14 protein-coding genes are annotated in these 15,419 nt (G+C 67.5%); 5 read left to right on the top strand and 9 right to left on the bottom strand.

Features of this window, described 5'->3' with window-relative positions:
* Positions 1-46 precede the first annotated feature (46 nt).
* The 4 genes from ACWPN7_RS15625 (at position 47) to ACWPN7_RS15610 (ending at position 3,337) form a co-directional block, all read left to right on the top strand.
* On the top strand, positions 47-1,270 hold the full coding sequence (locus ACWPN7_RS15625; RefSeq protein WP_149649708.1) for a porin: 1,224 nt from the start codon (positions 47-49) through the stop codon (positions 1,268-1,270).
* Between the two features lie 58 nt (positions 1,271-1,328).
* Positions 1,329-2,426, top strand: coding sequence for an alcohol dehydrogenase AdhP (gene adhP / locus ACWPN7_RS15620; protein WP_492273351.1), 1,098 nt, complete (start codon positions 1,329-1,331; stop codon positions 2,424-2,426).
* 99 nt (positions 2,427-2,525) lie between these two features.
* The gene (locus ACWPN7_RS15615; protein ID WP_149649707.1) at positions 2,526-3,053 is read left to right on the top strand and encodes a hypothetical protein; all 528 of its coding nucleotides are present in this window, start codon (positions 2,526-2,528) and stop codon (positions 3,051-3,053) included.
* Positions 3,054-3,157: 104 nt separating this feature from the next.
* Positions 3,158-3,337, top strand: a complete 180-nt coding sequence (locus ACWPN7_RS15610) for a hypothetical protein (protein ID WP_149649706.1) — start codon at positions 3,158-3,160, stop codon at positions 3,335-3,337.
* A 141-nt stretch (positions 3,338-3,478) separates the two neighbouring features.
* Here ACWPN7_RS15610 and ACWPN7_RS15605 read toward each other — a convergent pair whose 3' ends face one another.
* From ACWPN7_RS15605 to ACWPN7_RS15590, 4 genes are all read right to left on the bottom strand, one after another.
* The gene (locus tag ACWPN7_RS15605) at positions 3,479-4,315 is read right to left on the bottom strand and encodes a DUF4344 domain-containing metallopeptidase (RefSeq protein WP_198129112.1); all 837 of its coding nucleotides are present in this window, start codon (positions 4,313-4,315) and stop codon (positions 3,479-3,481) included.
* A gap of 530 nt (positions 4,316-4,845) precedes the next feature.
* A complete protein-coding gene (locus tag ACWPN7_RS15600) occupies positions 4,846-6,081 on the bottom strand; it encodes an NADH:flavin oxidoreductase (RefSeq protein ID WP_459196875.1) in 1,236 nt (411 codons plus the stop codon).
* A 61-nt stretch (positions 6,082-6,142) separates the two neighbouring features.
* Positions 6,143-6,472, bottom strand: a complete 330-nt coding sequence (locus ACWPN7_RS15595) for an FmdB family zinc ribbon protein (protein WP_038529458.1) — start codon at positions 6,470-6,472, stop codon at positions 6,143-6,145.
* A 76-nt stretch (positions 6,473-6,548) separates the two neighbouring features.
* Positions 6,549-7,703 (bottom strand): glutathione-independent formaldehyde dehydrogenase, encoded by a 1,155-nt coding sequence (locus ACWPN7_RS15590; RefSeq protein WP_492273350.1) that lies wholly within the window; start codon positions 7,701-7,703, stop codon positions 6,549-6,551.
* Between the two features lie 409 nt (positions 7,704-8,112).
* On the opposite strand from ACWPN7_RS15590, the gene ACWPN7_RS15585 reads away from it, so the two are divergent.
* Positions 8,113-9,918 (top strand): putative bifunctional diguanylate cyclase/phosphodiesterase, encoded by a 1,806-nt coding sequence (locus ACWPN7_RS15585; RefSeq protein ID WP_459196876.1) that lies wholly within the window; start codon positions 8,113-8,115, stop codon positions 9,916-9,918.
* Between the two features lie 64 nt (positions 9,919-9,982).
* Here the strand turns inward: ACWPN7_RS15585 and ACWPN7_RS15580 are convergent, their stop codons facing one another.
* The 5 genes from ACWPN7_RS15580 to ACWPN7_RS15560 form a co-directional block, all read right to left on the bottom strand.
* Positions 9,983-11,209, bottom strand: coding sequence for an acyl-CoA dehydrogenase family protein (locus ACWPN7_RS15580; RefSeq protein WP_459196877.1), 1,227 nt, complete (start codon positions 11,207-11,209; stop codon positions 9,983-9,985).
* Positions 11,210-11,255: 46 nt separating this feature from the next.
* Positions 11,256-12,260, bottom strand: a complete 1,005-nt coding sequence (locus ACWPN7_RS15575; RefSeq protein WP_459196878.1) for an ABC transporter substrate-binding protein — start codon at positions 12,258-12,260, stop codon at positions 11,256-11,258.
* A 193-nt stretch (positions 12,261-12,453) separates the two neighbouring features.
* The gene (locus ACWPN7_RS15570) at positions 12,454-13,239 is read right to left on the bottom strand and encodes a class II aldolase/adducin family protein (protein WP_145702822.1); all 786 of its coding nucleotides are present in this window, start codon (positions 13,237-13,239) and stop codon (positions 12,454-12,456) included.
* A 28-nt stretch (positions 13,240-13,267) separates the two neighbouring features.
* A complete protein-coding gene (locus ACWPN7_RS15565; protein WP_459196879.1) occupies positions 13,268-14,239 on the bottom strand; it encodes a D-isomer specific 2-hydroxyacid dehydrogenase family protein in 972 nt (323 codons plus the stop codon).
* Positions 14,240-14,246: 7 nt separating this feature from the next.
* Positions 14,247-15,383 carry an LLM class flavin-dependent oxidoreductase gene (locus ACWPN7_RS15560; RefSeq protein WP_459196880.1) on the bottom strand — a complete coding sequence of 379 codons (1,137 nt, stop codon included), beginning with the start codon at positions 15,381-15,383 and terminating at the stop codon, positions 14,247-14,249.
* Between the last annotated feature and the right edge of the window lie 36 nt (positions 15,384-15,419).

The following is a 15,419-nucleotide window of genomic DNA, read 5'->3' as shown; positions in this document are numbered from 1 at the left end:
TGGCTCAACGTGTGGAGTGATCACTGCCAGGATGGAGGGGACGATCATGAACCGCTGTTTTCTGGCGGGCTGCGCTGCCGTTGCTCTGGCAATGGGCGCCGGGGAAGCCAACGCCCAGGCCAAGTACGAGATAAAAATCGGTGGCGATGCCTTCTTCGAAGCCGGCTTCGTCAATCAGGACCTCGACTCCGGCCTACGTTCGACCGAGTTCCGCAACCGCTTCCGCGTGCACATCACGCCGGTCGCCAAAGCGGACAACGGCCTGGAGTATGGTGGGCGCATCCGCATCCGCGCCTCCGGTTCCGACACCGGCGTCAACGCCGACCGTGCCTTCATCTTCGCACAGGGCAGGCTTGGCGAGGTGCGCCTCGGCGTGTCCAACTCCTTCAACGACGAAACCTTCATCTCGACGCCGGGCGACTATCTGCCGACCAGCATCATCGATCTCGATCAGGTGACGAACTGGGTTGGCCCGACGACGGCCGGGCAGTCCGTCAACCCGGCGAATGGCCGGTATCAGGGCTCCGACGTCCTCGGTGGGGTCGCCGAAGCCGTCAACGCCGCCAGCATCCTGTGGCCGTCGCTGACACCGGACGCCAACGCAACGAAGATCGTCTACTTCTCCCCACGCTTTGCCGGCGTGCAGTTCGGCGCCAGCTACACCCCGCGCAACGACTCCTTCAATCAGGACGTCAACCGGTTGAAGGCGTCTTCGGCGATCGCCAATCAGGGCGTCACCAACTCCTTCGCCAATCTGGTCGAGGTCGGAGCGAACTATGACGGCAACGTCTTCGGCTTCGACGTCAAGGCCAGTGCCGGCTATTTCTGGGGCACGTCCTCGGACAGCACGGTGGCCGCGGATTCCTTCCGTGACCTGAACGCTTGGCAGGTTGGCGCCCAACTCGGTTATGCCGGCTTCGCCGTCGGTGGCAGTTACACCAGCTTCGGCAAATCGGGCCAGAACAAGCGTCCGGGTTTCTTCGCGGACGACATGTACAATTGGACCGCGGGTGTGCAGTACACCGCCGGAGCCATCGTGGTGGGTGCGAACTACAAGTACGGCGTTGACCCCGGTTCCATGCTCGACCCGGGCAGCCGGCGGGTGACGGCCTACGAAGTTGGCGCCGGTTACACGGTCGCTTCGGGCCTGACCGTGAACGCCCAGTACGACTATGTGCTCTCCAACAGCGATCGCCCCGAGACCGCGGCCACGGGCTCGCCGGATGACAAGGCGCACGTCATCGTGCTTCGCACGGTCCTGGCGTTTTGATCTTCAGGGGAATGGAAAAGCTGATCCGGCGTGGAACGTTGAACCGAAAAGCACCGGAATGCCCGGCAACGGCGTCGCCGCCATGCGGGATACGGTCAACATCCATACGGAAGCCACGGCAAGGAAGAGAACCATGGCAAAAACGATGAAAGCGGCGGTGGTCCGCCAATTCAAAATGCCGCTGTCGATCGAAGAGGTTCCGGTGCCGGAGGTCGGTCCGGGCCAGATTCTGGTCAAGATCGAAGCCTCGGGTGTCTGCCACACCGACCTGCACGCGGCCGACGGCGACTGGCCGGTGAAGCCGAACCCGCCCTTCATTCCAGGCCATGAAGGCGTCGGCACCGTTGCCGCGGTGGGCGGTGGGGTGACCGCGGTGAAGGAGGGCGACCGGGTCGGCGTTCCCTGGCTGCACACGGCCTGCGGGCACTGCCGGCAGTGTCTCGCCGGGTGGGAAACCTTGTGCGATTTGCAGCAGAACACCGGCTATTCCGTCAACGGCGGCTTTGCGGAGTACACGCTCGCGGATCCCAGCTATGTTGGCCACCTGCCGGACAGTCTTGACTGGGAAATGGCCGCCCCGATCCTCTGCGCCGGCGTAACCGTCTATAAGGGCCTGAAGGAAACCGACACCAAGCCCGGCGATACGGTCGTGATCTCCGGGATCGGCGGACTCGGCCACATTGCCGTGCAATACGCGAAGGCCATGGGGCTTGACGTGATCGCCGTCGACATCTCCGACGAAAAGCTGGCGCTCGCCCGTGCCATGGGCGCGGACGCCGCGATCAACGCGAAGACGACCGATCCGGTCGCCGAGGTCAAGGCTTTGTGCGGTGGCGCCCAGGGCGTGCTCGTCACCGCCGTGTCCCGGCATGCCTTCAACCAAGCTCTCGGCATGCTCGCCAAGCGCGGCACCATGGCCCTCGTCGGCCTGCCGCCCGGATCGTTCGAACTGGACATTTTCAGCACGGTTCTGATGCGGAAGACGATCCGCGGATCGATCGTCGGCACCCGGTTGGACCTCGCCGAATGCCTCCAGTTCGCCGGCGACGGCAAGGTGAAGGTTCACTATTCGGTCGAGCACTTGGACAACATCAACGACGTGTTCAGCCGGATGCGCAACAACGAGATCGACGGGCGGGTGGTCATGCGGATGTAAAAAACACCAAATGACAGCCACTCCATGTGATCAGCAGCACGCCCGTGATTTCGACCAAGACTTACGTTGTTCCAACCTGCAAACAAGGGAACGATCGGCATGTGGTCGCGACGCGGGTTTCTGGCGGGAGCACTGGGGGTCTTCGTCCTGGCCGGCTGTGCCGGATCGGGAAGCGTTGCTTATGTGAACGATCCTTGGGGCTACCCGTTCTATGATGACGATTGGGTCTACTACTACGATGAGGGTGACGTGGACTTCCTCGCCGGCCTGACCGACGAACAGAAGGCCGCGCTCAAGCAGAAATGGGACACGCTCTCACCCGAGGAGAAGGAGCAGATTCGTGACCGGTGGAACGCTCTCAGCACCGACGAGCGCGCGCGCGTGCAACAAGCATGGAGCGGCTTGGATGCGGAGAGGCGACAACAGGTGGTTTCCAGCATGCAGACCCGCGTCCGCGATGGGACGCTCCGTTCCGTGACGCCTGCCGCGGCCGGGCCATCGCGTTTCCCGGCAGGATCCGGCGGTGGCCTGGATCGCAGTGGTGCAGGAGCCCGGACCGGCTCGTTTGATCGCGGCAGCTTTGGTGGCGGCAGGCTGGGTGGCGGTAGGTCGGGTGGTCGGCGTTAGCGTCATGGAACAAACGGATTTCGACGTTCGCAGATCAGGAAAAATTGCGAACGTTCGGGCTCCTTGCGTTCCAAATAACATTCGGTTCTCTCGAGGCAATGAACATGATGCACAGCCGCAGGAAGCCAATGGAAAAATCCCAATATAAATACATCATCATCTTGATGGCAAAAACGATTGTTGTCTTTGGGGCAATAGCCATCGCAGGGTATCTGATTTTTGGACATAATAACGATGTTCACCCGCTCGAAAACAAACCCATGGTCGTGCCGCTTCTGCGATAGAGACGGGTTTTCATTGGAATTGACTTTTTGCTTTTTGTCATCGCGTTCTTGGGTCCATTTGACCAGATTCCCTCTGCTTGGAAAACGGGGGTGGTCAAACTTCATTTGGTCTTTGCAATGCGTGAAAGCCGGGGCGGGTGCTCACCCGGAGCGGTTCGCCTTCCGCACCCCCCTCAAATGGGGCGCCACGAGCTTTTCGTAGGCAAACTTGACCTGCCGGTACTCCTCTTCGCACAGTTCGGCCCGTTCGGCCGGCAGATAGCCCTTCTCCACGAAATCGCCGAAGCTCTTCCGGTCGGAGCCATAGCTGATACACATCAGGTTGTAGAAACGTTGGGCCGGCAAGCTGTGCTCGTTCGCGAAGTCCTTCAATTCCGTCGGCGCTTCCTTCGCCTCGCTCGCATACATCACGGCAACGCTGGCGATCACCCGGCGGGCCTCGTCCTTGCCCAACTGCAGCAGCGTGTAGGCGGCGATCTGGTCGGCGGCATCCTCCTCACGGCCCAGGATCGGCACTTTCTTCAGATCAAAAATGGCGTGGGCGAGCTCGTGAAGCACGACCTCCAGAAAGGGGCCGACGATGTAGTTCGCAGGCGTCAGCCCCTCGCTGACACCGGCCGGTGGGATGTTCTGTCCGAGTTCCTGGATGTAGGCGAGATACTCGTAGCAGATGCTCAGTGTGGCGTCGGAGGTCTCGTAGGAGGCATTGATCTCACCGTCGCACCCTTCGGTCCTGATGGTCAGCACGCGCGGCAGGTCGATTCCCTCGACGCGGTCGCGGATGCGTTCCAGCACGCGCTTGTCCTGCAACGTCCGGTAAATCGCCTCGTGTGAAGGGTTTTTCGGCACGGCGTAGGCGATCCGGACATCGCCTGGACGGGCGCCCGCCGGGCAAGCGATGGCAACGGTCGCCAGTGCGATCAGAAGAACGCCACAAAACCTGTAAGCGAAACGGGTGCAACGTGAATGAGCACGCATGGGCCGCGCTCCTCTGCCGGCCAAGGGGACGTTAATCGGTCCCACAGACGTTATCCAACATGATCTCCGAACCGCTGTACAGATATCCTGACGGGGGAAATGTAGACTCATGAGGGGCAATTATCGTTGCATGGAGTTTCCTGTGCCAATATGGCCTGGACTTGCGTGTTCTGGTCGCGCTCCGAGAGCTGTGCTCCATCAACGGCACATCGGCGACACCGATCCAGACGGCGAATGCCTGGGCCCGAAAGTGCGGAAGTCGGTGGCGGCGTGGTGGTCGCGACGGAGTTGGAAAAACTGGCGATGGGGGTGCGGATGGACCGGAAGCGCTGAACTTGGCCTGCTGATTTGAAGCGTTTCATCTGACGCTCACGGCGTCATGGCGAAGGGCGAGGCGGCGCGGTTGCGCCGCTGCTTGTACAGGTTGCCGCCGCCGTACGGGCCGCCCCCCCGGAGTTGCGGCTCGGGCGATTTTCCAAGCCGAACCAACGCTGTTCTGGTCTGGCGCCGCGTCTTTTCCGGCCCGCTCGTCACACCAGGGTGGCAAGCGCTTCCTTGGTGAAATCGCGCAACGCCTCCATGCGCCCTTCGCGAACCTTCCGGACCCATTGTGGGTCGGAGAGCAGGGCCCGGCCGACGGCGACGAGGTCGAAGTCACCGCGCTCGAAGCGGCGCAGCAACTCATCCAGAGGGCTGGGCTGCGAACTCTCGCCCTGGAAGGCAGCGATGAACTCGCCCGACAGGCCGACGGAACCAACGGTGATCGTGGCCTTGCCGGTCAGCTTCTTGGCCCAGCCGGCAAAGTTCAGGTCCGAGCCTTCGAATTCCGGCTGCCAGAAACGCCGCTGCGAACAGTGGAAGATGTCGACGCCCGCGTCGGCCAGCGGAGCCAGCCACGCTTCCATCTCCTCCGGCGTCTTGGCGAGGCGCACCGCGAAATCCTGCTGCTTCCACTGCGAGAGGCGGAGGAGCACGGCGAAGTTCTCGCCGACCGCCGCACGCACCGCCTTGACCACCTCGACCGCGAAGCGGCTGCGTTCCGGCAGGGTGGAGCCGCCGAAGGCGTCGGTCCGCTTGTTCACTCCGGCCCAGAAGAACTGGTCGATCAGGTAGCCGTGGGCGCCGTGGATCTCGACCGCATCGAAGCCCAGCCGCTTCGCATCCGCCGCGGCGCGGCCGAAGGCGGCGATGGTGTCCGCGATGTCCTGCTCGCTCATGCCATTGCCGCCGGGCTTGCCCGGCACAACAAGGCCCGAGGGGCCTTCGAATGGCTGCGGCGGCATCCAGCCGGACAGGTGCGGGGCCATCACGCCCATGTGCCAGATCTGCGGCGCCATTGCGCCCCCCGCCGCGTGCGCGCCGTCGATGACCCTCTTCCATCCGGCCAGCGCATCCTCTCCATGGAAGCGCGGAACGTTGGGATCGTTCGAGGAGCTGGGCCGGTCGATGACGGTGCCCTCGGAAAGGATCAGGCCGACCTCGTTCTCCGCCCGGCGGCGGTAGTAGGCGGCCACATCGTCCGTCGGCACGCCGCCCGGCGAAAAGGAGCGGGTCATCGGGGCCATGACGATCCGGTTCTTCAAATTCAGCGACTTCAGGGCAAACGGGCGGAAGAGGATGTCCACGCTCATGGTGACGATCGCCTCTGCAATGGTTTGTGAAAGAGGACGTGGAAGCCGGGACACGGTCTTTCTCTGCGCCGATTGTCTTCGCCAACAGAGCGCCGCGACGCTTGTTGCCCAGGCGATGTCGTGCAGGATCGGCAATCGGCCATGTCGCGGCGTTGCGCAGCCACGATGCCGCTTGCCATGGACAACCCTTCCCTGGTTACGGCCCGCTCCGTCGGACCGGCCCGTGCGACGTGAACACCCGTCCGCCCGTGGACAGGACCCCTGGCAGTGGCAAGCGGCGCACGCAACAGCCGCAGCCGGCGGGATGCGCAGCCGAAGCCCGGTGCGGGTGGGTCGCGCCCGGCTCGGCGCCATCGCGGGCAATGCGGTCACCCGGGGTGCTGCTGGCAATGGCGGGTGCGCTGAGGCATGTTCGCGGTGCCGCGGCCCCGCATTCCGGGCAGGCGCATGGGTCCCGGAACTGTGCCATGGGCCGCATCGCCGTGAACGGCCCGCACGCTTCGCACTCGTAGTCGTAGATCGGCATGACGTCCTCACGCTCGGGCCCGTCCGGCGGGATGGCGGAGAGGCCGGGCGAGCGACGGCCCGCCCGGCCGGGCGGGTCACGCGGCGGGCTTGAGGACCACCTTGGTCCAGCCATCGTCGCGCGCGTCGAAGTGCTGGTAGGCGTTCGGCGCCTCACGCAGCGGCAGCTCATGCGAGATGATGAAGGATGGCTTCGCGCGGCCGGTCGAAATGAGGTCGCGCAGCTGCCGATTGTAAGCCTTCACGTTGCACTGGCCCGTGCCGATCGTCTGGCCCTTGAACCACAAGAGGCCGTAGTCGAAAACGATCTCGCCCTGCTTGTAGAGCGGGTCCTGGGGGGCCGGGTCCTGGGGCGTGTAGACGCCGACCACGCCGATGCCGCCGGTGAATTTCACCGACTTGACCAGATTGTTCATGGTCATGTTGGGGTGCTCGTGGCCCGCCGGGTCGTGCGCCTGGTAGCCGACGCACTCGCAGCCGCGGTCGGCGCCGATGCCGTTCGTCAACTCAAGGACCTGGTCCACCGGGGAGCCCTTGGAATCGTCGATGGGCAGGGCCCCGATCGAGCCGGCAAGGCGCAGGCGGTCGGGATGACGATCGACGACCATGACCATGCAGGCGCCCTTGATCATCGCCGCGTGGGCGGCCATGAGGCCGACCGGCCCGGCCCCGTAGATGACGACCAACTCGCCGGGACGCAGTCCGGCGAGTTCGGTGACATGCCAGCCGGTCGGGAAGATGTCGGCCAGCATCACATAGTCGTTCTGCCGCTCCTCCGCGTCCGGCGGCAGCTTCAGGCAATTGTAGTCGCCGTAGGGAACGCGCAGGAGGTCGGCTTGGCCGCCCCGATATGGTCCCATGTCGGCGAAGCCGTACGCGGCGCCGGCCATGTTCGGCACGACGCTTCGATCCGCCGTGGTCAGGCAGAACGCGCTCAAGCCGCGCTCGCAGTTCTTGCAGAATCCGCAGCCGATGTTGAAGGGGATGGCGACCCAGTCCCCGACCTTCACCCGATCGACGGCGTCGCCCACTTCGGCCACCTGCCCGAGGTTCTCGTGCCCGAAAACGCCGCCCCGCGGGAAGTCGGTCCGGCCCTCATACATGTGCAGGTCGGAGCCGCAGATGTTGGTGCTCGTGATCCGCACCAACACGTCGGTCGGTCTCTCGATCCGCGCGTCCGGCACGTCCTGTACCGCAACATCGCGCGGTCCGTTATAGACAACTGCTCTCATCGTGTTCTCCCGACCTGAAGCCGCATGGTGGACAAGGAGAGTGTCGTGCGGTCTGCCGTCGGACCACCCGGTCGTTACCTGAGGGAATTTCCGTAGCGCGGCGTGATCGTGCGCAAGGCCGCCCGCGGCTACAGGCTTCTCGGCGAGCGCACCGGCGCCCCGTTCGTTCGGGGCGATGGTGGAAGAACGCGGCGGCTTCCGGTGTGATGGAGCCCAATCATCCCGGCGGTTTTTGCCGGATCTTCCGGACGATCCACCGATCCGGCACGCGATTTGCGACGACGGAATCGTCGATCCCAACGCATCGCTAAAATGAACTAATAATTATTGTATTTTTATTCGAATAAACACCATTGATAATAATTGCCTTCTTCGGAATGGTGTAATTCAGCCGTGAATGGTGGGATTCATGCCGCACACATCCGTACGATACGCCTCCATCCATGAGGCGCAGCCAAGAGATGCCGGCCTGATGCCGATCCTGCGCCTCGTTCTCGACAACATGGCGGAGGGGGTGTGCGTCGCCGGTCCGGATGGCCGGATCATCACCGCCAACCCGGCGGCGGAGGCGGTGTTCGGGCCGCTCACCGGTGCGGCCTTCGACACGCTGTTCGGACCGCGCCTGCGGCTGGCCGACGGAACCACCCCGTGCCCGCCGGCCTCCTGGCCGATGGGCCGCGCCATCCGGGGTGGCGCGATGGAGCGGGAAAGCCTCTATCTCGCCCCGCCGCCCGGCGGTTCCGGAGTGTGGCTGCGGGTGAACGCCCGGCCCCTGATGGAGAACGGAGTCTCTGTCGGCGGCGTGCTGGTCTTTCGCGACATCACCCAGGTCAAGGCGGCGGAGGACCGCATGGCCTGGCTGGCCCACTTCGACCCGCTGACCGGCTTTCCCAATCGCGTGCAGTTCCATCAGGCGCTGGAACGGGCCATGGCGACCGTGCGGCGGTCGGGCGGTGGCCTGTCGCTGCTGCTGCTCGACTTCGACGGCTTCAAGGAGGTGAACGACCAGTTCGGCCACGCCGCGGGGGACGAGTTGCTGGCCGGGATCGCCCGCCGCCTGCGCGAGGCGCTGTCCGACGCTGTCCTTGGCCCGATGGTCACCGCCGCCCGCCTGGGAGGCGACGAGTTCGCGATCCTGGTGGAGGAGCGCGACGGCGGCGAGGTGACGGACCTGCTCGACCGGATGGCCCGCGTCACCGCCGATCCCTTTCCGCTGGGCGGCGTGCGCCATCGCGTGAGCGTCAGCATCGGCATCGCCCGCCATCCCGACCACGGCAACGGGGTGGAGGAGCTGATGCGCATGGCCGATCTGGCGATGTACCGCGCCAAGGAGCAGGGCGGCGGCACGGTCTGCCGCTACGACCCGGCGATGATGGCGGCCACGGTGGAACGGGCGCGGCTGCGCAGCCTGCTGGCCGGGGCGTTGGAGCGCGGGGAGTTCCATCTGGTCTACCAGCCGCTGACCGAGGCCGCGGGGGGCCGTCCGGTGGGTGTGGAGGCGCTGTTGCGCTGGAACCCCGCCGGTGGCGCGCCGGTCCCCCCGTCCACCTTCATCCCCCTGTGCGAGGACAGCGGGCTGATCCTTCCCATCGGGCGCTGGGTGCTGGAGACCGCCTGCCGCCAGTTGCGCCGATGGCAGGAGGAGGGACACGGCGAACTGGAGTTCGCCGTCAACCTGTCGCCCCGCCAGCTTCGCGATCCGGCGCTGGTCGACAACGTGCGCGGCGTCCTGGCCGCCACCGGGATCGAACCGTCGCGGCTGGTCCTGGAGGTCACCGAAGGGCTGCTGATCGAGGACATGGCCTTCAGTCGCCAGGTCCTGACCCGCTTGAAGGAGCTGGGGGTGCGGCTGGCGCTCGACGATTTCGGCACCGGCTACTCCAGCCTCAGCTATCTGAACAACCTGCCCTTCGACATTCTGAAGATGGACGGTTCCTTCACCCGCAACCTGGGCGACGCGGGGCGGGAGAACGCCAGCGGGCAGGCGGTGGCCCGCGCCATCATCGGCCTTGCCCGCAGCCTGTCGATGACCCTGGTGGCCGAGGGGGTGGAGACGCCGGAGCAGCTCGCCTGGCTGGCCGCCAACGGCTGCACCCTGATCCAGGGCTATCTGCTGGGCCGCCCGGAGGCGCCGCAGGCCGCCGCGGCCACCCTCGACCGGCTGGCCGCCGAGCACGCGCGGCGCCAGAAGGAGCGCGGCGACTTCGTGATCTGAGGAATCGAGCCGGGGGGCGCGCCCGGCCGTGCCCCCCATCTTTTACCGGATCATTTTTACCGGATCACGGGGCGGAGCGGGCCAGGGCGGCGCGCCCGGCGCTGGTCAGGATCATGTCGTTCTGGGGGGCATGGACGCGGGCGCACAGCACGTCGCGGTGGTGACGTTCCAGGGGGTTGTCGCGGGACAGGCCGGGATTGCCGGTGATCTCCAGCGCCTTGGCGACCGCGTCGATCGCGTTGTTGGTCACCGTGTGTTTGACCAGGAAGCTGTCGCTGGCCGGCGGGACGGTCCCGACGTCCACCGAGGCCGACAGCGAGCGCAGAAGCACCCTGTTGGTCAGCAGCAGCGCCTCGATGGCACCCAGCGCCTCCTGAAGGCGGAGCACGGTCGCCAGCGGGGCGCCGCCCAGCGCCGTCGGCTTGCGGGCGTGCAGGAAGCCGGTCAGCCAGTCCCGCGCCGAGCGGGCGATGCCGTCGTAGACGCCGCTGAACAGGGTGGACAGCCAGGCGGAGCCGACCGGGTCGGGCATCGTCCAGCCGGCGGCGGGGCGCCGTTCGCCGACATGGTCGTCGGGAACGAAGGTGTCGTGGAAGATCACCTCGTGGCTGCCGCTGGCCCGCATGCCGATGTGGTTCCAGCTTTCCCGCACCTCGATGCCCTGCTCGGCGAGGCCGTCGCCGCGCGGCACCACCCAGGTGCCGACCAGCGGCTCGTCGTCGTCCGTGCGCGCCCAGACGCCGAGCCAGGAGAGCACCGGCAGCCCGGTGGAGTAGAGCTTGGTCCCGGAAATCCGCCAGCCCCCCGGCACCCGGCGCGCCACGGTGGCCGGCAGGCCACCGCGGTGGGGGGTGCCCAGTTCCGGCTCGACCCGCAGCAGGTTGATGATGGCGCCCTCGGTCACGGCGCTGCGAAGGATGCGGTCGCGCAGAGGCTCCGGCCAGCCGGCGCCGCGCTGGATCTGGTTGAGGATGGCGTATTGCAGCACCAGCACCAGGGCGGTGGACGGTTCCCCCCGCGCGAGCCCGCCGACCACGGCCAACGCGTCCCTCAGCCCGCCGCCCTTGCCGCCCAGCGGCGTCGGAACGATCAGCGCCGGCAGCCCCGCCTCCCGCAGCCATTCGAAATTCTCGAAGGGGAAGCTGGCGGCGGCGTCGTGCTCCGCGGCGCGAAGGGCGAAGCGGGCGGCCAGCGCCGCAATCTCGGCCTCGTCCACCACCGGGGCGGGGACTGCCTCGCCGAGTAGCGCGGGCTGGAAGGAAAAGTCGGCATGGAGCGTGTCGGGGGGCATGTCGGGTCGGTCCGCTGCGAGAAGGGAAACTGGACGGCGACGGCGGTCAGACGAGATCCACCGTGATGCGTCCGGCGAAGCGCTGGCTGTCGGTCCCGCGCTTGATGACCGAGACGCTCTTCAGCTCGTCGGTGTAGAGGGCAAGCTGCTGGCGCAGCGCGTCGCCGACGGGGGTGACGTTGTGGGCGTGGCTGCGCAGCATCGCCTCCAGATCCTCCGCCGGGAATTTCGGGGCGAAGGGGGCATAGGCCGCGGCGGCGGCCCGCGGGTCGGCGTAGGCGGCGTGCTGCGCCTCGATCAGCGCCGCGGTCAGGGCCTTGGCCGCCGGGCGGTTGTCACGCAGCAGGCTGCCGCGCACCCCAACGAGGCAGCAGGTGCGGGTGGAGTACTCGCCGCAGACGTTGTTGGTGATCTCCACGAGATTGGGGTCCTGGGTGTGGCGCCAGACCAGCGGGTCGCCATCGGCCAGCGCCTGGATCTCGCCCTTCTCCACCGCCAGCCCCAGCAGGTCGGCGGGATACTGGCGCCATTCGACGTCCTTGGCCGGATCGATGCCGAATTTGGACAGGACGATGGAGAAGAAGTTCTTCGACGGGCTGGCCATGTCGCTGACGCCGATGGTCTTGCCCGGCAGGTCGAGCACGGTGTTCACACCCGCCGCCCTGGACCCGATCAGCCGCATGCAGCCGCCATGCAGGCCCGCCGAGATCTTCACGTCGAAGCCCTGTTCCAGCGGTTTCAGCCAGCGCAGCGCCATGCCGACCCCGGCGTCCGCCTTGGCGGTGGCGATGGCCTCCAGAAGCTGGTCGGTGGAGCCGGTGAAGTTGATCAGGTCGACCTCCAGCCCGTGCTTCCTGAACAGGTCCAGCTTGAAGGCCAGAGGCACGGCGGAAAAGCAGACGGCCCCCGCGTTCCAGGACAGGCGGAGCGGTTCCGCCGCCAGCGCGCGGCGGCGCAGGACGAAGGGAGCGGACAGCGCCACGGCGCCAACGGCGCCGGCGGCGATCACGCCGCGGCGGCTGAGAAGGGGAAAGGCGGGCTTTGCGGTCATGGTGCGGGAGCCTTTGCGGAGGAACGGGGGCGGGCGGTTGGTATCCCCTCTCCCGCCCCGGGAGAGGGAGGGGCCCACGCGTCAGCGTGGGAGGGTGAGGGTGCCGCCGAGGATGACGTGTCTTGCTCCTCGGACGACCCTCACCCGCCCGCTTCGCGGGCACACTCTCCCGGGGCGGGAGAGGGGCTCAAGGTCAGTCGAGCAGGTCGGGCTCCGCCGCGACGATCCATTCCCACAGCGGGTGGAAGTTGTAGGCGCCGCCCTGCTGGGTGCCGACCTGCGAGCGGGTCAGCAGGGCGGTCTCGTGGTCGATGGGCTGCGGCGTGCCGGCGGCTTCCGCCAGAAGCTGGGTTTGGGCGGCGTCCTCGGCGCTGATGAACCACCAGGCGGCCGCCTCCACGCTCGGGCCGAGGGTGAGCAGGCCGTGGTTCTTCAGGATCGCCAGCTTGCGGTCGCCCAGCGCCTCGACCAGCCGCCGGCCCTCGCCCTCGGTCAGCACGACGCCGGTGTAGGGGTCGAAGATCACCTGATCCTCGTAGAAGGCCGCGGCGTCCTGGCTCAGCGGGGCCAACGGCCGCCCGAGCGACGACCACGCCTTGCCGTAGGTCGAATGGGTGTGGGCGGCGGCCACCACGTCGGGGCGGGAGCGGTGGATGGCCGAATGGATGGTGAAGCCGGCCTGGTTGATGGCGCGGTCGCCGTGCAGGACGTTGCCGTCGATGTCCACCAGATGCAGGTCGGACACCCGGATGGTGCTGAAGTGCTGGCCCAGCGGGTTGATCCAGAAGCGGTCGTGATGCTCCGGGTCGCGGGCGGTGACGTGGCCGGCCAGCCCCTTGTCGTAGCCGTAGCGCCCGAACAGCCGGAAGGTGGCGGCCAGCCGCTGCTTGCGGTGCTGCCGCTCCTCCTCGACGCTGGTGTGGGTGACCGGATCGACGGGCGGCCAGAACTTGCGGGGGCGGGGCTGGATGTGGGTCATCGGAAGGACGCTCCTCGGGGGAATGGGGTCAGTAGCCGGCCTGGACGTTCACCACGTCGCGCAGCGCCGCGCCGCGCGCGTAGGCGTCCAGGTTGGCCAGGATTCGCTCGGCCAGCCGCGGCTCCACGTCCGGGGCGGACCAGGACAGATGCGGCGTCAGGCGGATGGCCGGATGGCGGTAGAAGGGATGGCCGGCGGGCAGTGGTTCCGGCTCGGTCACGTCCAGGGTGGCACCGGCGATCCGCCCCGCCTCGATGGCGGCCAGCAGGGCCTCCTGATCGACCAGCGCGCCGCGCGCGACGTTGACCAGATGCAGTCCCGGCTTGGCCCGCGCCAGCAGATCGGCGCCGACCACGCCGCGGGTGGCGGCGGTCAGCGGCAGGGCCAGCACCAGATGGTCGCTGACCGCGATGAGGTCTTCGAGCCGGTCGAAGGGCTCCACCTCCGGCTCCGTCTCTGACCCGGTCCAGCCGGACCGCCGCACGGCGCCGATGGACAGGCCGAAGGCCCGCGCCCGCTCCGCCACCGCTTGTCCGATGGCGCCGAAGCCGGCCAGCCCCAGCCGCCGGCCCGACAGGCCGCCCAGCGTCTCCCGCCGCCAGTCCTCCGGTCCGCGCAGGCGCACGGCGTCGAACCGCTTCTCGAAGGCCAGCACGGCGGCCAGCGCATATTCGGCGATGGGCACGGCGGAGACGCCGCGGGCGCAGGTGACCAGCGGCGCCCCGTCCAGCAGCCAGGGCGGATAGACGTCCATGCCGGTGGAGCCCGACTGTATCCAGCGCAGCCCCCGCCCCCAGCCGGCGGGGCGTGCGGCGGGCGCCGAGTCCCAGCCGATCAGCGGGCGCGTCAACAGCACCTCCACCCCGTCCGGGATGTCCCAGGGCGGACGGCCGTCCTCGTGCCGCAGCACCGTCGGGCGCGACGGGTGGGCGGCGATCCGCTCCCCCACCAGGGCGCCGATCTGGTTGAGGACGACCGGCGACCGGCCCGTGCCCGCCACCGCACCCTCACTCCGCCGCGACGGCTTGGGCCTGCCGGCGCTCGGCCACCAGCTGGCGGACGCGCGGCAGCAGCTCCCGGCCATAGGAGATGGCGTCGGGCAGCGGGTCAAAGCCGCGGATCAGGAAGGTGGTGATGCCGAGGTCGTAATAATCCAGCAGCGCGTCGGCCACCTGATCCGGCGTGCCGACCAGCGAGGTGGAGTTGCCCTTGGCCCCGGTCAGCCCGGCGATGGCGGTCCACAGCCGCTTGTCGTGGCGGTGGCCCTTGTCAGCGGCGGCATCGGCGATGGCGATCAGGCGGCGGGCGCCCTCGTTGTTGGGCAGCTCGCCGCGGCGGAAGCCGGTCTTGTCCAGCAGCGCCTTGGCCTTCTCATAGATGGCGTCGGCCTTGGCCCAGGCGGCCTCCTCGGTGTCGGCCAGGATCGGGCGCAGCGACAGGCTGAAGGCCGGCTGCGGACGGCCCGCCTTGGCGACGGCGGCGCGCACGCGGCCCAGCAGTTCGCGCACCTGCTCGTGGGTCTCTCCCCACAGGGCGAAGGTGTCGGCGTGGCGCCCCGCCACGTCGATGGCGGCCTGCGACGCGCCGGCGATCCACACCGGGATGCCCGAGGCGTTGTAGGGCTTCACCTGCGAGAAGGCCTGCTCGACGCGGTAGTATTTGCCCTCGTAGTCGAAGGGCGTCTCGCTGGTCCATTCGGCGCGCACGATGTCGAGGAACTCCGACGTGCGGGCGTAGCGGTCGTCCTTGTCCTCCACGCCGTTGCCGTCGCGCGCCAGCTCGCTGCGCTCGGCCCCGGTGATGACGTTGATGGCGACGCGGCCCCGGCTCAGCTGGTCGAGCGTGGCGAACTGGCGGGCCAGGATGGTCGGCGCCTGGAAGCCGGGGCGGTGGGCGATCAGCACGCCCAGCCGGTCGGTCACGCCGGTGATGTGCTGGCTGACCTGGAGACTGTCCGGCGCGTCGGAATGGAAGGCCTGGAGCACCGCATCGAAGCCGCCCAGCTCATGGGCCTTGGCGACCGTCTCGATGTAGTCGCGGTCGACCACCGGTCCCTGGCGCGGAATGATCTCCGACGCATTGTGGTTGCCGACGAAGCCGACGAAGCGCAACGGGTGGGCGGAAGCGGGGGCTGAAACGGTCATGGGGGCGATCCCTTCAAGTGCGTGGCGATGGGGTGG

This window comes from Azospirillum sp. UENF 312511 (assembly GCF_058780635.1).
Note: the sequence above shows the minus strand (reverse complement) of the source record. Positions and strands in the feature narration are given on the sequence as shown.

Excerpts from the sequence above, each read along its gene's own strand:
- ACWPN7_RS15625 (WP_149649708.1), top strand. The coding sequence starts at position 47 with ATGAACCGCTGTTTTCTGGCGGGCTGCGCTGCCGTTGCTCTGGCAATG.
- adhP (WP_492273351.1), top strand. The coding sequence starts at position 1,329 with ATGCCCGGCAACGGCGTCGCCGCCATGCGGGATACGGTCAACATCCAT.
- ACWPN7_RS15615 (WP_149649707.1), top strand. The coding sequence starts at position 2,526 with ATGTGGTCGCGACGCGGGTTTCTGGCGGGAGCACTGGGGGTCTTCGTC.
- ACWPN7_RS15610 (WP_149649706.1), top strand. The coding sequence starts at position 3,158 with ATGATGCACAGCCGCAGGAAGCCAATGGAAAAATCCCAATATAAATAC.
- ACWPN7_RS15605 (WP_198129112.1), bottom strand. The coding sequence starts at position 4,315 with ATGCGTGCTCATTCACGTTGCACCCGTTTCGCTTACAGGTTTTGTGGC.
- ACWPN7_RS15595 (WP_038529458.1), bottom strand. The coding sequence starts at position 6,472 with ATGCCGATCTACGACTACGAGTGCGAAGCGTGCGGGCCGTTCACGGCG.
- ACWPN7_RS15590 (WP_492273350.1), bottom strand. The coding sequence starts at position 7,703 with ATGAGAGCAGTTGTCTATAACGGACCGCGCGATGTTGCGGTACAGGAC.
- ACWPN7_RS15585 (WP_459196876.1), top strand. The coding sequence starts at position 8,113 with ATGCCGCACACATCCGTACGATACGCCTCCATCCATGAGGCGCAGCCA.
- ACWPN7_RS15580 (WP_459196877.1), bottom strand. The coding sequence starts at position 11,209 with ATGCCCCCCGACACGCTCCATGCCGACTTTTCCTTCCAGCCCGCGCTA.
- ACWPN7_RS15575 (WP_459196878.1), bottom strand. The coding sequence starts at position 12,260 with ATGACCGCAAAGCCCGCCTTTCCCCTTCTCAGCCGCCGCGGCGTGATC.
- ACWPN7_RS15570 (WP_145702822.1), bottom strand. The coding sequence starts at position 13,239 with ATGACCCACATCCAGCCCCGCCCCCGCAAGTTCTGGCCGCCCGTCGAT.
- ACWPN7_RS15560 (WP_459196880.1), bottom strand. The coding sequence starts at position 15,383 with ATGACCGTTTCAGCCCCCGCTTCCGCCCACCCGTTGCGCTTCGTCGGC.